Genomic DNA, 13,417 nt, shown 5'->3' with positions numbered 1-13,417 from the left:
CCATATATTGGAGATCATAGGGTGCCGGGTTACATCGGACAACGGTTAGAGTTCACGGGGATTTTTACCTGACCAGGGCCCGTCGGACGGAAAACGTTTTCGAGGGGCCGCTTCTGACGTGACAGGTACGGGATCACAGACAATCGTTCTTGGAACGCTTCTGCTGGGACCGCTGGTTTACGCCTTCTGGCGCAGCCGCAAGGGAACGCGTGCAGACTACATTTTCAACTCGGGTCGCACGGGTTTACTGGCCACGGTCGCCGGTATCATCTGCGGCAATATCGGCATCGGTACATTCGTTGCACTGGTGCTGTTTTCCGCCGCAAGCCCGGTCATCGGCCTGTCGCTCGCGCTGGCTTACGGCACTGGGCTGCTGATGTGTGCCCTTGTCGCTACGGGTGTGCACAGACTGTCGCAAAAATACGGGGTGAGGGGACTGATCGACCTCATCGTGGTCACCCACAATGTGCGGCACCCGATCCTGATATGGGGGCCGGTTGCCTTTGTCTTTCTTCTGCGGGCCTCGGTACACTTGATTGCCCTGGCCGTTATCCTGACGGCTGTCCTTCCAATCCCGCCGCTTGCGGCAGTCGTGCTCGCAACATTCTTTGCAGGGGCCTATACGGCGATTGGCGGCTACAGAGTGGCAACGGAAACCGACATTCCGCAGGCCGTGGTCATTCTCGTCGGCATTGCGATCCTCGGGATGTGGAACATGGAAGCGCCTTCGCGGGAGCTCGTGTTTTTCGACCTTGGTCCCTACCGCTTTCCGATCCTGATCGGCATCTGGCTGTTCATACCGGCAAGCGCTGTTCTGGCAGTCGACAACTGGCAGCGGATGGCGACCGCACGCGAGCCGTCGGTTGCCCGGAGCGCATTCCTGCTCGGAGCCCCGATATGCCTTGCGGGATACCTCATTATCGTCTGGCTCGGGCTGCACAGCATGCCTGGCGGGGACGTGATGCAGATCCTGCACACGTCGGTGCCGCAGACCTGGACATGGCTTGTCGACCTGATGCTCATCGCCGTGGTGATGTCGACGATGGACACGTTCGTGATGCCGCTGATGGCCGGTCTGGAGCGGACGGAGCTGTCGCTGCGGAGATTGCAGCTGATCGTTGCCGCGCTGTTCACGTTGCTCGGTCTTTCAGCGGCCTTGTTCGCGGATGTCCTGAACTCGATCATTTCCGCCTTCAGTTCGCTGGCGGTGTTCTTGCCGGTTGTCTGGGCGTCGGTTCGCGGCCGACGTGTGAGTGCGCCGGCGGCAATCGTGTCCCTGAACGTCGGGATCGCGGTCACCGTGCTGCTGACAACGGTGGACCTGAATTCCGCGGCGTTGGCTGGCTTTCTTCTGTCCTGGTTGCTGTATGAGACAGTGTCACGCTTTGCACCGGGCCAGTCCCTGGCGCTTCGCAAGGTTGCTGAAAGAGACGCGAGAGTTTGATGCTTCGCCGCCTAAGTAACTGCGATTTCCGTTCAAGCTCTCCCATATGGGACATTTGCAGCCTGCAAGGATCGCCTACTCCTTCCCGAGTTTCGGCTCAAAGGAGACAATCTGATGAAATACGCCTACGCTCTTGCAGCTGGCCTTCTGCTGGGTTTGCCGGCAGAATTTGCGACAGCACAGTCGCGCTCCAATGAGGGAGTGACAGGTCAACCACAGGCCTGTCCGTTCAACCATCCTGTTGGTTGCTTCATCAAGACCGGTTCCAAAGGGCCGGTGAAGTCCGTCTACTTCTTCAACGACTACAAGCAAAACCGGTGCGGGGTTCATACGCAGGTTTGCCCGGAGGGGCGCAAATGCTTCACGCGCACGGAGAAACTGAGCCTCAACACAGCGACGGGAGAATTCTATTCAAGCCGGATCAATGGAGCGGTCACCGTGACGAACAGTTACGGGTTCTCCACCAAGACGATTGGGTCCGGTTATCCCGCCTTCATGCGGGCGAAGGTCAAATATGTCGGGAAAAACGGCAAGGCGAGAACCAGCACATTGTCCTTCAAGGCGTCGTCTGAAGGGTGCTGACCGGCCTCTGCAGCAGGCCCGGACAGTTTGCGAAACCTTTCGTCAGTTCAGCCTTTGAACCTTGCTCAGCGCACCTTCCGTCTGCAGCCGGGAGACCGCTTCCTTGATGCGGGTCCTGACCGCTCTTCCCACATCGCATTTCGGTGTCCAGGCAAATACCGACACCTTTCTGACGGGAGTTGCGTGGAAGGTCTTGTCGAGATCGACACAATTCTCGGCGTCCTGGCTTTGCAGCAAGTTGCAGTTCGGCCGGAGGCCAACGATGGCGCTTACGCTTTGCCGGGACAGCATGTCGACCATCTGGTCCGGATGCTCGACCTCGACCTTCGCAATCTTTTCGTTGGCGTTTATTTCCGGTAGGAGCTCGGAGCCGAGCAGCAGGCCGACCGAATTGCCTTCAAGCTCTTTCAAGCTGCCGACGGGATCCAGTTTGTTTGAGTAAAGAACGACTTCCATGTCCCAAAGGCGTGCGGCCTCCTCCGAGCTGGCCCGGATTTCGGGGTGATCCGGCATCACTACAAATCCCTTGAAACAGCCACTGGCCACCGTGTGCACGCGCTTGTAGGGCATGACGATGAACTCGGGTGTTGCTCCCATCTCATCTGCGATCATTGCGGCGACGTCGACGAGCAAACCGCTGGGAGGGTTCGAGTTTTTGCCCCAGGGTGGCACTTCTATCGTCGGTACCTTGATGGTGTCGGCAATGGAAACGCCCGGGAGCAGAAAAACGCTCATGGCGACCAAAAACGCCGATAGTCCCCGCATGCCGCTCCTCCTCACCCGGTTCCGAGCCGATTACAGCGAGATCATTGCGTAGTGGACCTTCCATGACAATTGTCGAAACTCTGAAGGTTTGGCAAAAAAGGCCGCCATCTCTGGCGGCCTCCGGGGAATGTTTAAGTGGATATGCCTCTTGTGAAGGGGAGGGTCCGTATGCGGGAGCCGGTGAGCTTTTTCCAGGCATTGGCGACAGCGGGAGCAACAGGCGGTACACCCGGTTCACCGACCCCGGTCGGGTCGGCCTGCGATTTGATGATCGAAACCTCGACTTCCGGCATTTCGGACAGCCGCAGCGACCGGTAAGTGTCGAAGTTCGACTGTTCCGGCTGCCCGTTCGCATCAATGGTGATTTCGTCATACATGGCAGCGCCTAGAGCGTAGCCGACCCCGCCTTCCAGCTGAGCCCGGATCAGGTCCGGGTTGATGGCAACGCCGCAGTCGATCGCGCACCAGACCTTGTGCACCTTTGGCAATCCGTCCTCGCCGCGCGAGACTTCGGCGATTTCTGCAACGTAGCTGCGGAAACATCTGGCGATTGCAACGCCCATCGCCCTGTCGCCGCCTCTGCTGGCACCGGACCAGTTTGCCATGTCGGCGACCTGCTCGAGAACTCTTCGCAACCGCGGCTCTTCTTCGGAGATCAATGCAAGGCGACCGGCAACAGGGTCGCGCCCGCCAAGTTCCAGAAGATCATCGAGGAATGTCTCGACCGCATAACACGTGTGACTGCTGCCGACAGAACGCCAGAAATTGGCGCTGACCCCGTTTTCCATCAGATGCAGCCCGACACGAAGATTTGGGATTGCATAAGGCATACCCATCGCACCTTCGACGGCGGATCTGTCGATCCCGTTGCGCACGGCTCCATCAAAGGCTGTCCCTTTCAGAAAGGACTGAACGGCGATGACCTGGTCCCAGGTCGAGATGTTGCCAGCATCGTCCACACCGCCGCGCAATTTGTGAACGCACATCGGCCTGTAGCGTCCGCCTCGGATATCGTTTTCCCTGTACCAGAGATGCTTGACCGGTCCCTGACCCCAGACCTTGGCAACGCCTACGGCTTCGGCAGCGAATTCCGCATCCGGTGTTCCAAGGCGCCCGAAGCTGCCGCCGGCAAGCATGGTATGAATTTCGACCTGTTCCGGCTTGAACGCGAGCACTTTCTCGATCTCGCGCTGGTCACGTGTGACGAGCTGGCTGGCCATCCAGATGTCGACCTTTTCCGGTGTCAGGTCGACCACCGCACCCATGGGTTCCATCGGTGCATGAGCGAGGAAAGGGAATCGGTATTCCGCTTCGATCTGCCGCGCGGCGTCCTTCAGCGGCATGTCACCTTCACCACGCTTTTCGGCTTCTGCACCGGGGGTCTGGGCAGCTGCGGCGTAGGTGGTGAACATCTCTTCGCTGCTGCGCGTTTCAGCCTTGGTCAAGTCCCATTCGACCTCCAGGGCCGCCTTGCCCTGCATGGCCGCGTAGCGCGTGCGGGCAATCACCACGACGCCGCGCCCGACCTCGTGAACGGCCAGCACCCCCGGCAGGCCGAGCGCGGCCGCGGCATCGACGCGTGATACCGTTGCGCCAAAGACCGGCGGGTGCAGGATGGAGCTGTGGACCATTCCGTCCAACGTCATGTCGATGGTGTAGATTGCCTGACCGGACGATTTTTCGAGACCATCCACACGCCTGAGATCGCTGCCGATCAGCGTGAAGTCGGCAGGATTCTTGAGAACCGGCTCAGTGACGGGCGGCATCTGCGCCGCGGTTTCGGCGAGGGCTCCGAATCCGGATGTCCGGCCACTGGGTGCGTGACGCACGATCCCGGATTTCACGTCGATTTCCTTTTCCGGTACGTTCCAGAGGCGTGCGGCAGTGGCAACAAGCATCGCCCGGGCAGCCGCGCCTGCCTTGCGCATCTGGTAATAGCTGTTGGCCATCGCCGATGAGCCGCCCGTTCCCTGCATGCCCATGTTGAGATTGGCATAAAGCTCGACATCCGCAGGCGCTGCCTCGACGCGCATCTGGTCCCAGTCCGCATCCAGTTCTTCGGCAGCGAGTGTTGCCAGACCGGTGAATGTTCCTTGTCCGAATTCGATATGCTTGGAAATCACGGTGACGGTGTTGTCGGGAGCGATTTTCAGGAAGGCATTGGGTGCTGCCGGCAAATCCCGCATCTCTGCGGGGCTCATCCGCCGGATCGCCTGACCGAAGCTTTGGGTCGGAAGCACCATGGATATGACAAGTCCGCCGCCGATGCGGGACAGGAAGGACCGTCGTGTCAGGGGTGTGTTCATCTCAGGTCCTCAGGGTTTCAGCGGCACGCTGGATTGCATGGCGAATGCGGACGTAGGACGCGCAGCGGCAGATGTTGCCGGACATGGCGTCGTCGATATCCTCATCGCTCGGGTTCGGATTGTGTTGCAGCAGATCGATGGCGGACATCACCTGACCGGACTGGCAATAGCCGCATTGGGGAACGTTGAAGTTGCTCCAGGCATCCTTGACCGCCACGGACACCTCGTCGACGAGACCTTCGATCGTCCGCACGGACTGACCGTCAATGCTTTCGACCGAAGTGATGCAGGCCCTCTGGCCCATGCCGTCAACGTGAACGGTGCAGGCGCCGCACTGGGCAATGCCGCAACCGAATTTCGTTCCGGTGAGACCGTATTCGTCCCGGATCACCCAGAGAAGAGGCGTTTCCGGGTCGCCGTCATACGTCACCTCTTTGCCGTTGAGTTCGAATGTCACAGCCATCCAACAACTCCTTTGCTCTCGTTGATGCCGACGCCTGGCCGTCGCCGGCGTGGTCATCGACAAAAACTGAGGGAGAGACGTCGCAGGGATGTGCCGGGAGAGCGAGCGTTTGTATCGTTTGTATCGCGGCGGACGCGCAGCCACCTGCGCCGACGAGGATGACCGGGCAAGCAAAGCTGCTCTCTGTTGGCACCCGGAACCGGCATCAACCGGACATGTATGCCACATTTGATACATTTGCCGACGTGGCCGGCGCTTCGATCTGGGCTATTCATGGGGTGTTCTGCCGGGATGAGCATCATGAAAGACAAGCCGCATATCGTCATCGTCGACGACCACCGGGAAATCCGCGACCTGATCGGGGACTACCTGACAGGCCATGGCTACCGGGTCAGCCTTGCCGATGGTGGGGACGCGCTCAGAAAGGTGCTGAAGTACAACGCCCCGGATCTCATACTGCTTGATGTGATGATGCCGGGCGAAGACGGACTGGAGATCTGTCGCAACTTGCGGTCTGAGACGCAGGTTCCGGTCATCTTCCTGACCGCTCTTGCCGAGGATACGGACAGGATCCTGGGTCTGGAAATGGGGGCCGACGATTATGTCGTCAAACCTTTCAACCCGCGGGAAGTTCTGGCCCGTATCAGGGCGGTGTTGCGCAGAGTGGACAATGTACCTTTCAATCGTGGCAAGTTTTCCAAGGAGACAATCCGTTTCGATCAGTGGACGCTCGACCTCGGCAGGCGTGAGCTGGAGCGGAGTGATGGTCTGACGGTTGCATTGAGCACGGTCGATTTCCGGCTTTTGAAAGTGTTTCTGGAAAATCCCAAAGCGGTGCTGACCCGGGAAAAATTGCTGGACCTTACGGTGGGCAAGGAAGCCGAACCCTTCGATCGCAGCATCGACAATCAGGTCAGCCGCCTGCGCAAGAAGATCGAGGCCAATCCAAAGAACCCGAGGATCATCCAGACCCACTGGGGCGGTGGCTACAGCCTTGGTGTGGACGTGGAAATAACATGATCAGCTGGTGGAAACGCAGTCTCGGCCGCCAGATCATCGGCCTCATGCTGATCGCGCTGGTTCTTGGTCAGTGCATCGGCTTCGCGCTTTCCTGGAACAGCCGCAGGGCGGCCCTCAAGGAAGCCGCCGAAAGTGAGTTCGTCAGTCGCACGTCAGCGCTATGCGAAGTGATCCAGACAATGACGGAGGACTTCAAGACAAATGTACTGCTTGCCAGCGCTACGACCTACACAAGGTTCTGGCGAAGCGCCGATGATCCGAGACCGGAAGGACGGAACTGGTACATCGTTGCCCGAAACGAGCTTCTGACGCCGCTCTCCGATATATTGAAGCCCCCCCCTCAGGCAGCAACGGTGAGCAATACGGCTTCCGAGGAATTCGTGCAGCGCAAATCCTTCGAGGGCTGGTCTGCCATGGAAAACCCGCTGTGGACCTGCCCGCAAGCGGCAAGCGTCCTGCCGTTCAGGGACCAGATCGGTCTTGGCATCGTCGTGGAGCTTGCCGATGGAAGCTGGCTGAACGCGGTTTTCTACAAGACCCACATCCCCAACGACGGCACTTATCAATCGCTCGTCTCGACTATTGCGACAGGGATTGCTCTTTGTCTGTTCGGCATCTTTGCGACCCGCCGCATTGCCCAGCCTCTCAGTGCGCTCGCCGATGCGGCGGAAAAAATCGGCCGCGGTGAGGAAAGCGCACCTGTGCCGGAACGCGGGCCCCGCGACATTGCAAGATTGTGCGGCACCTTCAACCAGATGCAGGAACGGCTGCGCCGGTTCGTTGAAGACCGGACACAGATGCTGGCGGCAATCGGCCATGATCTCAGGACCCCGCTCACGACGATGCGGTTGCGTGTCGAACAGATTGGAGACCCGCAACTGCGTGACCGGCTGACCGAAACCATCGACGACATGAAATCGATGACCGATGCCACGCTGTCTTTCGCCAGAGCGGATGCCGCCACCGAAAAGACAAGGCTGGTGGACATGGGCTCGCTCCTGGAGAGCCTTTGCGACGACATGAGGGAACTCGGTCTCGATATCGATTTTGAGGAAGCTGACGGGATTTCCTGCCGGTGCCGCCCGGACGGCATCAGGCGCGCCGTCCGTAATCTCGTCGAGAACGCCTGCCAATACGCAGGCAAAGCTTCCGTTTCCTGCAAAAGGACACCATCGGCAGTCGTGATCACTGTCGCCGACACCGGTCCGGGGATTCCGGACGCGGATCTGGAACAGGTCTTTCTGCCCTTTTTCCGGCTGGAACAGTCAAGAAACCGGGACACCGGAGGCACCGGCCTCGGCCTGTCGATTGCCCGCGCCGTCGCCCGCCAGCACGGCGGCGACATTCGGCTGGAACCGAACAAGCCGGGCCTGCGTGCCGTTTTGACCGTACCTTGTCAGTAGGGACCCATGCCTGGCGTTCCGTCGTCACGGTGCGTGCCTATCCACATTCTTGACGTCAACAGGCAGGGGGGGCGCCCCCCCTGCGCAAAAGCGCAGGGAGCACCATAAATCATCAGCGAGAAGCCGACGACAGGTGCAGTTCACGTGTCATCGCTTCCAGCGTCGTCAGCGGCGCGGTGAAGACGACGAGTGCAAGGAACGTCGCGAAGGCTATGATGATCAGGGCCCCGGCAGGGGGATGAGATTCAGATGTCACTGTCATTCCGGTCTCGATGGGATGTCTCCCGGATCACCTTGTGGCGGATCCAGATGGTTCCGTCGTCGAATGTGCTGGAGGAGATGAGTTCGAGCCTGCGGGCATCACACGGTTGCGTATGCTCGTAAATGGCTGGAATGCCGCTCTGTCCATCAATAACCGGGAAGACGAGTGTGCTGGTTTCATCGATCATGTCGGCTGCCAGAAACGCGCCGTTGAGAGTACTGCCGCCTTCCAGCAACAGACGCCGGCAATCGAAGGCTTCCGAAATCCTTGTCAGCGCACCGGACAGGTCGGTTCCCTCCGCACCGGCAAAGAAAACGGAAATACCGCGGGCGTTCAGGTCCTGGACATGGTCGTCTGCAACTCTTTCCGAGAGCACGATCACGAGATGATCGCCGTCGAGGTCTCCGGTTTCGGGGCGTAGACGCCCGGAGCGGTCAAAGCAGATTGCGACCTTGTTTCCAGAAGAGCCGGCTATGAGATCCGGACGCGGAACCGGACCTGTAGAGATGCAGGGTTCAGCTGAGGCAATGAAATCTTCCATTGTGCGCCGACCGACAATCCAGCCGTCACTGTCCAGACGTTCGGCAGCGCTTTCATAGGCTGTCATGACTTCTTCCTCGCTTACCGGCCAGCGACCGGGAAGGAGGCGGCCGTCGAGAGAGGTGATCATGTGGCAGATGATGAAAGGTCGTTGCATTTGATGCGTTGCTTCCGGTTTCAAGGCGCTTGGGAGGCAAGTCGAATTTGGAGCTGACACATTACCCCGCAGACCGGATGGAAAATATGCCCTGAGCCCAGCTTGCACTGATGAGAAGGACTCATGAAACAAGCTGGCTTTCGTTGACGAAATTGGCTCAACACCAGCTTCAATCAAACACGGGGTTAAATACAACCATACCGATGTATGAGCGGTAAGACCTGCCGTACAATGGTTCCACGGTGCCCTTTCCCGCAGGCTGATGACGTCACCGCAGGCACCGCCTGCATCAGCTACGGGGAACAACATGTCCATGAAATCTGTCACGCGACGCTTCGTTCTTGAAGGACTGGCATCGGCCCCCGCGATCGGCGGGGCCGTATCCATCGTTATGCAACCGACCCCCGCCACGGCGGAAGAAATCAGGGGAACAAGCCAGATGACCGCGCAATTCGTTACCACCGCAGACGGCACCGAAATCTTTTACAAGGATTGGGGTCCGAAAAACGCCCAGCCGATCCTGTTTCACCACGGCTGGCCGCTTTCTGCCGATGACTGGGACGCCCAGATGATGTTCTTTCTGGCGAAGGGGTACCGGGTGCTGGCGCACGACCGGCGCGGCCACGGCCGTTCGACCCAGACCTTCGACGGCAACGAGATGGACACTTACGCCGATGACGTGAAGGCGCTGGTGGAAGCGTTGGACCTGCAAAACGTCATCCACGTCGGCCACAGCACCGGCGGTGGCGAGGTGGCCCGCTACCTCGGCCGTCACGGCACAGCCCGTGCTTCAAAGGCAGTGTTGCTGGGTGCTGTGCCGCCGCTGATGGTCAAGACAGCGGCCAATCCGGGCGGTTTGCCGCTGGAAGTGTTCGACGGTTTCCGGGAAACCTTTCTGGCCAACCGTTCGCAGTTCTTCCACGATATTCCGGCAGGCCCGTTTTACGGTTTCAACCGGCCGGGTGCCGTTGTCAGCCAGGGCATCGTCGACAATTGGTGGCGCCAGGGCATGATGGGGGGAGCAAAGGCTCATTACGACTGCATCAAGGCGTTTTCTCAGACCGACTTCACGGAAGACCTGAAAAAAATCGATATCCCGGTTCTGGTCATGCACGGCGACGACGACCAGATCGTCCCGATCGGGGCCTCGGCGCTGGAAAGCATCAAGCTGCTGCCGAAGGGCACGCTGAAGGTCTATGAGGGGCTGCCGCACGGCCTTGCAACGACCCATCCGGATATCGTCAATCCCGATCTTCTGGAGTTCTTCGTCCAGCCGGCGTGAGGACTTGGTTTCAGCCAGATAAACGGGAGGACGGCAGCGTCCTCCCGATCATGTTTGCACCGCTGCAGAGGCAACGGGCAGCTCCACCTGGAACCGTGCCCCGCCAAGGGACGAGCCGTCCGCCAGGATCCTGCCGCCATGACCTTCCACGATATTGCGGCAGATGGACAGGCCGATGCCAAGTCCGGTCTGTTTGGTGGTGTAGAAGCTTTCGAATATGCGCTCGCGCATCTCCGCCGGAATGCCGGCACCGGTATCTTCCACGCGGATGACAACCCTGTTGTCCACCTGCGAGGTCGTGACTTCGATCAGCGGGAAGGGAATGTTCTTGCGGGCAAGTTCCTGGACGGCGTTGAGAATGAGATTGACCACCACCTGCTGGATCTGCACCCGGTCGACAAGGACATCGGGCAGGCCGTCCTTCAGCGCGGTTCGTGTATTTGTGCCGTGGGCTTGCAGCTCGTGGGAAAGAAAAACCAGAGCCTCCTCGATGATCCGATTGACCGGTGCTGCAAGCTGCTGGGTCTCCCGCTTGGTGGCCATGGAGCGGATCCTGGACACGATGTCGGCCGCGCGCCTTGCGTCGCAGACCATCGCCTCGTTGATGGCCATCAGTTCCTCAAGATCGGGGTCGGGCCGCTTCAGCCAGCGGCCGGCGGCTGACCCGTTTGCGGCGATTGCCGCCAGCGGCTGGTTGACCTCATGGGCGATGGAGGCTGCCAGTTCCCCGAGCACCGAAAGCCGGGAAGCATGCGCGAATTCGGCCTGAAGCTTTTGCAAGGCGGACTTTGCCTCGACTTCATCCGTGATGTCGACGAGCCCGACAAGCGTCATCTTCCTTGCCCGCAGGATCGGCGAGGCATTGACCAGGAACATCGTGTCGAACTCGCTTCCGTCGAGGCGGCAGTTCCGGGCGCGGACTTCGAACGGGGTTGCCGAGGCGAAGCTGTGCTGAAGCACGGCCCGGAAGGCCTCATCACCGGACGCAGGCCAGAAGCGGGATACTGTCTGGCCTACGAGGTCCTCTGTCGTTTCCGCACCAAGTATCTTGAGAGCAGCTGTATTGACCTCAACGATGACGCAGCCCTCCATGGCGCGCCTGAGATCCTCCGGATGGTCGTCAAGATGAGAGCCCATGTCGGTAATGCCTCGGGTATGCAAGTCGTCATAGAAGCCAAGCAAGCCCGCAGTGTCGAGCTGGAACAAGGCCGTGGACATGGCCTGGAAAAGATCGCGGAAACGCAGTTCCGACTGTCTCAGTTCCTCTTCCGCCTTGACGCGGTCGGTAAGGTCAATGACACCGACCAGAACCGAGCCACGACCATGATGGCCCTCCGGCCAACACACGGTGAAGAGCGCATCGATCAACTGCCCGTCGAGCGTCGACAGCCGGGTTTCAGTCTGCAGGTTCGGTTCACGCCGCAGGGCGGCCAGCAAGGATCGGGCATAGATGGTCCGGCTTTCCTGCGGCCAGAATGGCGAGATATTCCGGCCGATCATGCCGTCCCGGTCCTTGCCCCCGAACAGCCGCACGGTCGCATCGTTGACATCCAGGATCGTCGTGCGGGCAATGGCCTCATCGATAAACTCGGGATGGTTTTGAAAATAGGCCGCGAAATCGGTGACGCCGGATTGCAGCAGGCCGCCGATCATCTGGCGGACTTCGGTGAAGTCCAGTTCCCAGAACGAGGCGGCCATGGCCTGGAACACGTTCGTATACTGGTGGGTGAGTGTGCGGACGGAGATTTCCGCATCACTCAACGCGGTGATGTCGCGTCCGTATTCGATGATCCACTCGGACTGCCCGTCTGCCGCTGGCACCATCGCCCAGGTCGTTTCGACGGCGAGAGTGTTGCCGGAGGCGGTGGTGCGTTCCAGATCACCGTCCCAGGCCCGGTGCGTTGCGAAAGTTTGCTGCAGGGCCTGGACGGGTTGGGGATGCCGGCTTTGCAGCAGCGTGTTCAGCTCCTGTCCGAGTACTTGAGCCGATGTCCAGCCATAGAGCGTTTCGCTCGCCCGGTTCCAGTAGGCGATGCGCCAGCTTCCGTCGCACAGGACGACGCTTTGCGGGGCATGGTCCAGAAGGGCGGTTGCTGCCGCGTCAGGGCGCTGCAATTCAGAAAGAGGGATAGGTCCTTCCAGCATGCGGCATCTCCCGTTCAGTCGGCAAGGGCCTGCTCGATCGTGTTGAGTAAGTCGTCGGTATCGAAGGGTTTCCGGAACACCGAGTAGGCTCCCGAGGCCTCCGCCCGGTCAAGCAGATTCTGCTCGGTCTTGGCGGTGATCATGATCACGGGGACCTGGCAGTCCAGATCGTCGAGCCGGTCTTTCAACTCGATGCCGGACATGCCCGGCATGTGAATGTCTGTAATGATCAGATCGGTGTCGCCAAGCACCGCGCGGTTCAGGAAAAGGTCGGCGGTGGCAAAGGTTGAAACGCGCATTCCCACTGAACGCAGCAGCGACGAAATGGCGTTGCGCAGCGATTCATCGTCATCGATGACCGCCACGCAGGCTGCCTCAGAGGTCATGACTGTCGAGCCTCGCCAATCCGGAGGCATCCACATGAGGGTCTTTCAGACCGAGGATCTGGGCCATGCGCACAAGGTCGGCCAGGGTTCTGGCTCTCATTTTTTTCATCATCGTTCCACGGTGGATCTTTACTGTGATTTCGCTGAGGTCGAGATCCGCTGCGACCTGCTTGTTGAGGCGTCCGGCGCAGACACGCGTCATCACCTGCCGTTCGCGCCGGGTCAGGCTTTCGTACAGAGCCTGCAACTGGTCTTTTTCCCGATTGTCGGTCCGATTGCGGCTGTCGCGTTCGATTGCAATTGCCACCGCATCCAGAAGGTCCTGGTCGCGGAAAGGCTTCGGCAAAAAGTCGACTGCACCCGCCTTCATCGCGCTGACGGACATCGGGATATCTCCGTGGCCGGTCATCATGATGGCCGGCATACGGATCCCGAGATCCTCCAGTTGACGTTGAAAGTCGAGACCGCTCATGCCGGGCAAGCGCACATCGAGCAAAAGACACCCTGGAGTGTCGTTGTTGCCGGCCTCAAGAAAAGCCGCGACGGACACATAAGGCCTCGCCTCAAGACCAACTGACCGGAACAGCCGGACCAGGGCTTCTCGTAGCGAGGTGTCATCGTCGATGATGTGAACAATCGGATTGTCAGTCATGGCCAAGTCC

13 protein-coding genes are annotated in these 13,417 nt (G+C 59.7%); 5 read left to right on the top strand and 8 right to left on the bottom strand.

Annotated elements, in window-relative coordinates; translation table 11 throughout:
* The first annotated feature begins 118 nt into the window (after positions 1 to 118).
* The gene (locus B0E33_RS09440; protein WP_077291036.1) at positions 119 to 1,444 is read left to right on the top strand and encodes an SLC5/6 family protein; all 1,326 of its coding nucleotides are present in this window, start codon (positions 119 to 121) and stop codon (positions 1,442 to 1,444) included.
* Between the two features lie 114 nt (positions 1,445 to 1,558).
* Positions 1,559 to 2,026 carry a hypothetical protein gene (locus tag B0E33_RS09435; protein ID WP_077291035.1) on the top strand — a complete coding sequence of 156 codons (468 nt, stop codon included), beginning with the start codon at positions 1,559 to 1,561 and terminating at the stop codon, positions 2,024 to 2,026.
* Positions 2,027 to 2,068: 42 nt separating this feature from the next.
* Here B0E33_RS09435 and B0E33_RS09430 read toward each other — a convergent pair whose 3' ends face one another.
* The 3 genes from B0E33_RS09430 to B0E33_RS09420 all read right to left on the bottom strand — a co-directional run bounded on the left by B0E33_RS09430 (position 2,069) and on the right by B0E33_RS09420 (position 5,560).
* Positions 2,069 to 2,791: a transporter substrate-binding domain-containing protein gene (locus B0E33_RS09430; protein ID WP_077291034.1), complete on the bottom strand. Its 723-nt coding sequence runs from the start codon at positions 2,789 to 2,791 to the stop codon at positions 2,069 to 2,071.
* Between the two features lie 131 nt (positions 2,792 to 2,922).
* On the bottom strand, positions 2,923 to 5,097 hold the full coding sequence (locus B0E33_RS09425) for a xanthine dehydrogenase family protein molybdopterin-binding subunit (protein WP_077291033.1): 2,175 nt from the start codon (positions 5,095 to 5,097) through the stop codon (positions 2,923 to 2,925).
* A 1-nt stretch (position 5,098) separates the two neighbouring features.
* Positions 5,099 to 5,560 carry a (2Fe-2S)-binding protein gene (locus B0E33_RS09420; protein WP_062490880.1) on the bottom strand — a complete coding sequence of 154 codons (462 nt, stop codon included), beginning with the start codon at positions 5,558 to 5,560 and terminating at the stop codon, positions 5,099 to 5,101.
* Positions 5,561 to 5,860: 300 nt separating this feature from the next.
* On the opposite strand from B0E33_RS09420, the gene B0E33_RS09415 reads away from it, so the two are divergent.
* Entirely contained in the window at positions 5,861 to 6,580 is a 720-nt protein-coding gene (locus B0E33_RS09415) for a response regulator (RefSeq protein ID WP_075281717.1), read from the top strand.
* Entirely contained in the window at positions 6,577 to 7,983 is a 1,407-nt protein-coding gene (locus tag B0E33_RS09410; protein WP_206051421.1) for a HAMP domain-containing sensor histidine kinase, read from the top strand. The genes B0E33_RS09415 and B0E33_RS09410 overlap by 4 nt, the downstream gene beginning before the upstream one ends.
* A gap of 112 nt (positions 7,984 to 8,095) precedes the next feature.
* On the opposite strand, the gene B0E33_RS30865 is transcribed toward B0E33_RS09410, so the two are convergent.
* Complete coding sequence (locus tag B0E33_RS30865; protein WP_156912369.1) at positions 8,096 to 8,245, bottom strand: hypothetical protein; 150 nt, start codon at positions 8,243 to 8,245, stop codon at positions 8,096 to 8,098.
* Entirely contained in the window at positions 8,229 to 8,942 is a 714-nt protein-coding gene (locus B0E33_RS09405) for a RibD family protein (protein ID WP_077291032.1), read from the bottom strand. Before B0E33_RS09405 ends, B0E33_RS30865 begins: the two co-directional genes overlap by 17 nt.
* A 439-nt stretch (positions 8,943 to 9,381) precedes the next feature.
* Here B0E33_RS09405 and B0E33_RS09400 point away from each other — a divergent pair, with 439 nt between their 5' ends.
* A complete protein-coding gene (locus tag B0E33_RS09400) occupies positions 9,382 to 10,224 on the top strand; it encodes an alpha/beta fold hydrolase (RefSeq protein WP_228148114.1) in 843 nt (280 codons plus the stop codon).
* Positions 10,225 to 10,272: 48 nt separating this feature from the next.
* On the opposite strand, the gene B0E33_RS09395 is transcribed toward B0E33_RS09400, so the two are convergent.
* Genes B0E33_RS09395 through B0E33_RS09385 form a run of 3 tightly spaced genes read right to left on the bottom strand, consistent with a single transcriptional unit; the run spans position 10,273 to position 13,407 of the window.
* The gene (locus tag B0E33_RS09395) at positions 10,273 to 12,369 is read right to left on the bottom strand and encodes a PAS domain S-box protein (protein ID WP_077291031.1); all 2,097 of its coding nucleotides are present in this window, start codon (positions 12,367 to 12,369) and stop codon (positions 10,273 to 10,275) included.
* Positions 12,370 to 12,383: 14 nt separating this feature from the next.
* Entirely contained in the window at positions 12,384 to 12,755 is a 372-nt protein-coding gene (locus tag B0E33_RS09390; protein ID WP_022999083.1) for a response regulator transcription factor, read from the bottom strand.
* A complete protein-coding gene (locus B0E33_RS09385) occupies positions 12,745 to 13,407 on the bottom strand; it encodes a response regulator transcription factor (protein ID WP_022999082.1) in 663 nt (220 codons plus the stop codon). The genes B0E33_RS09390 and B0E33_RS09385 overlap by 11 nt, the downstream gene beginning before the upstream one ends.
* Positions 13,408 to 13,417 lie beyond the last annotated feature (10 nt).

This window comes from Roseibium algicola (assembly GCF_001999245.1).
Taxonomy (GTDB): Bacteria; Pseudomonadota; Alphaproteobacteria; order Rhizobiales; family Stappiaceae; genus Roseibium; species Roseibium algicola.
Note: the sequence above shows the minus strand (reverse complement) of the source record. Positions and strands in the feature narration are given on the sequence as shown.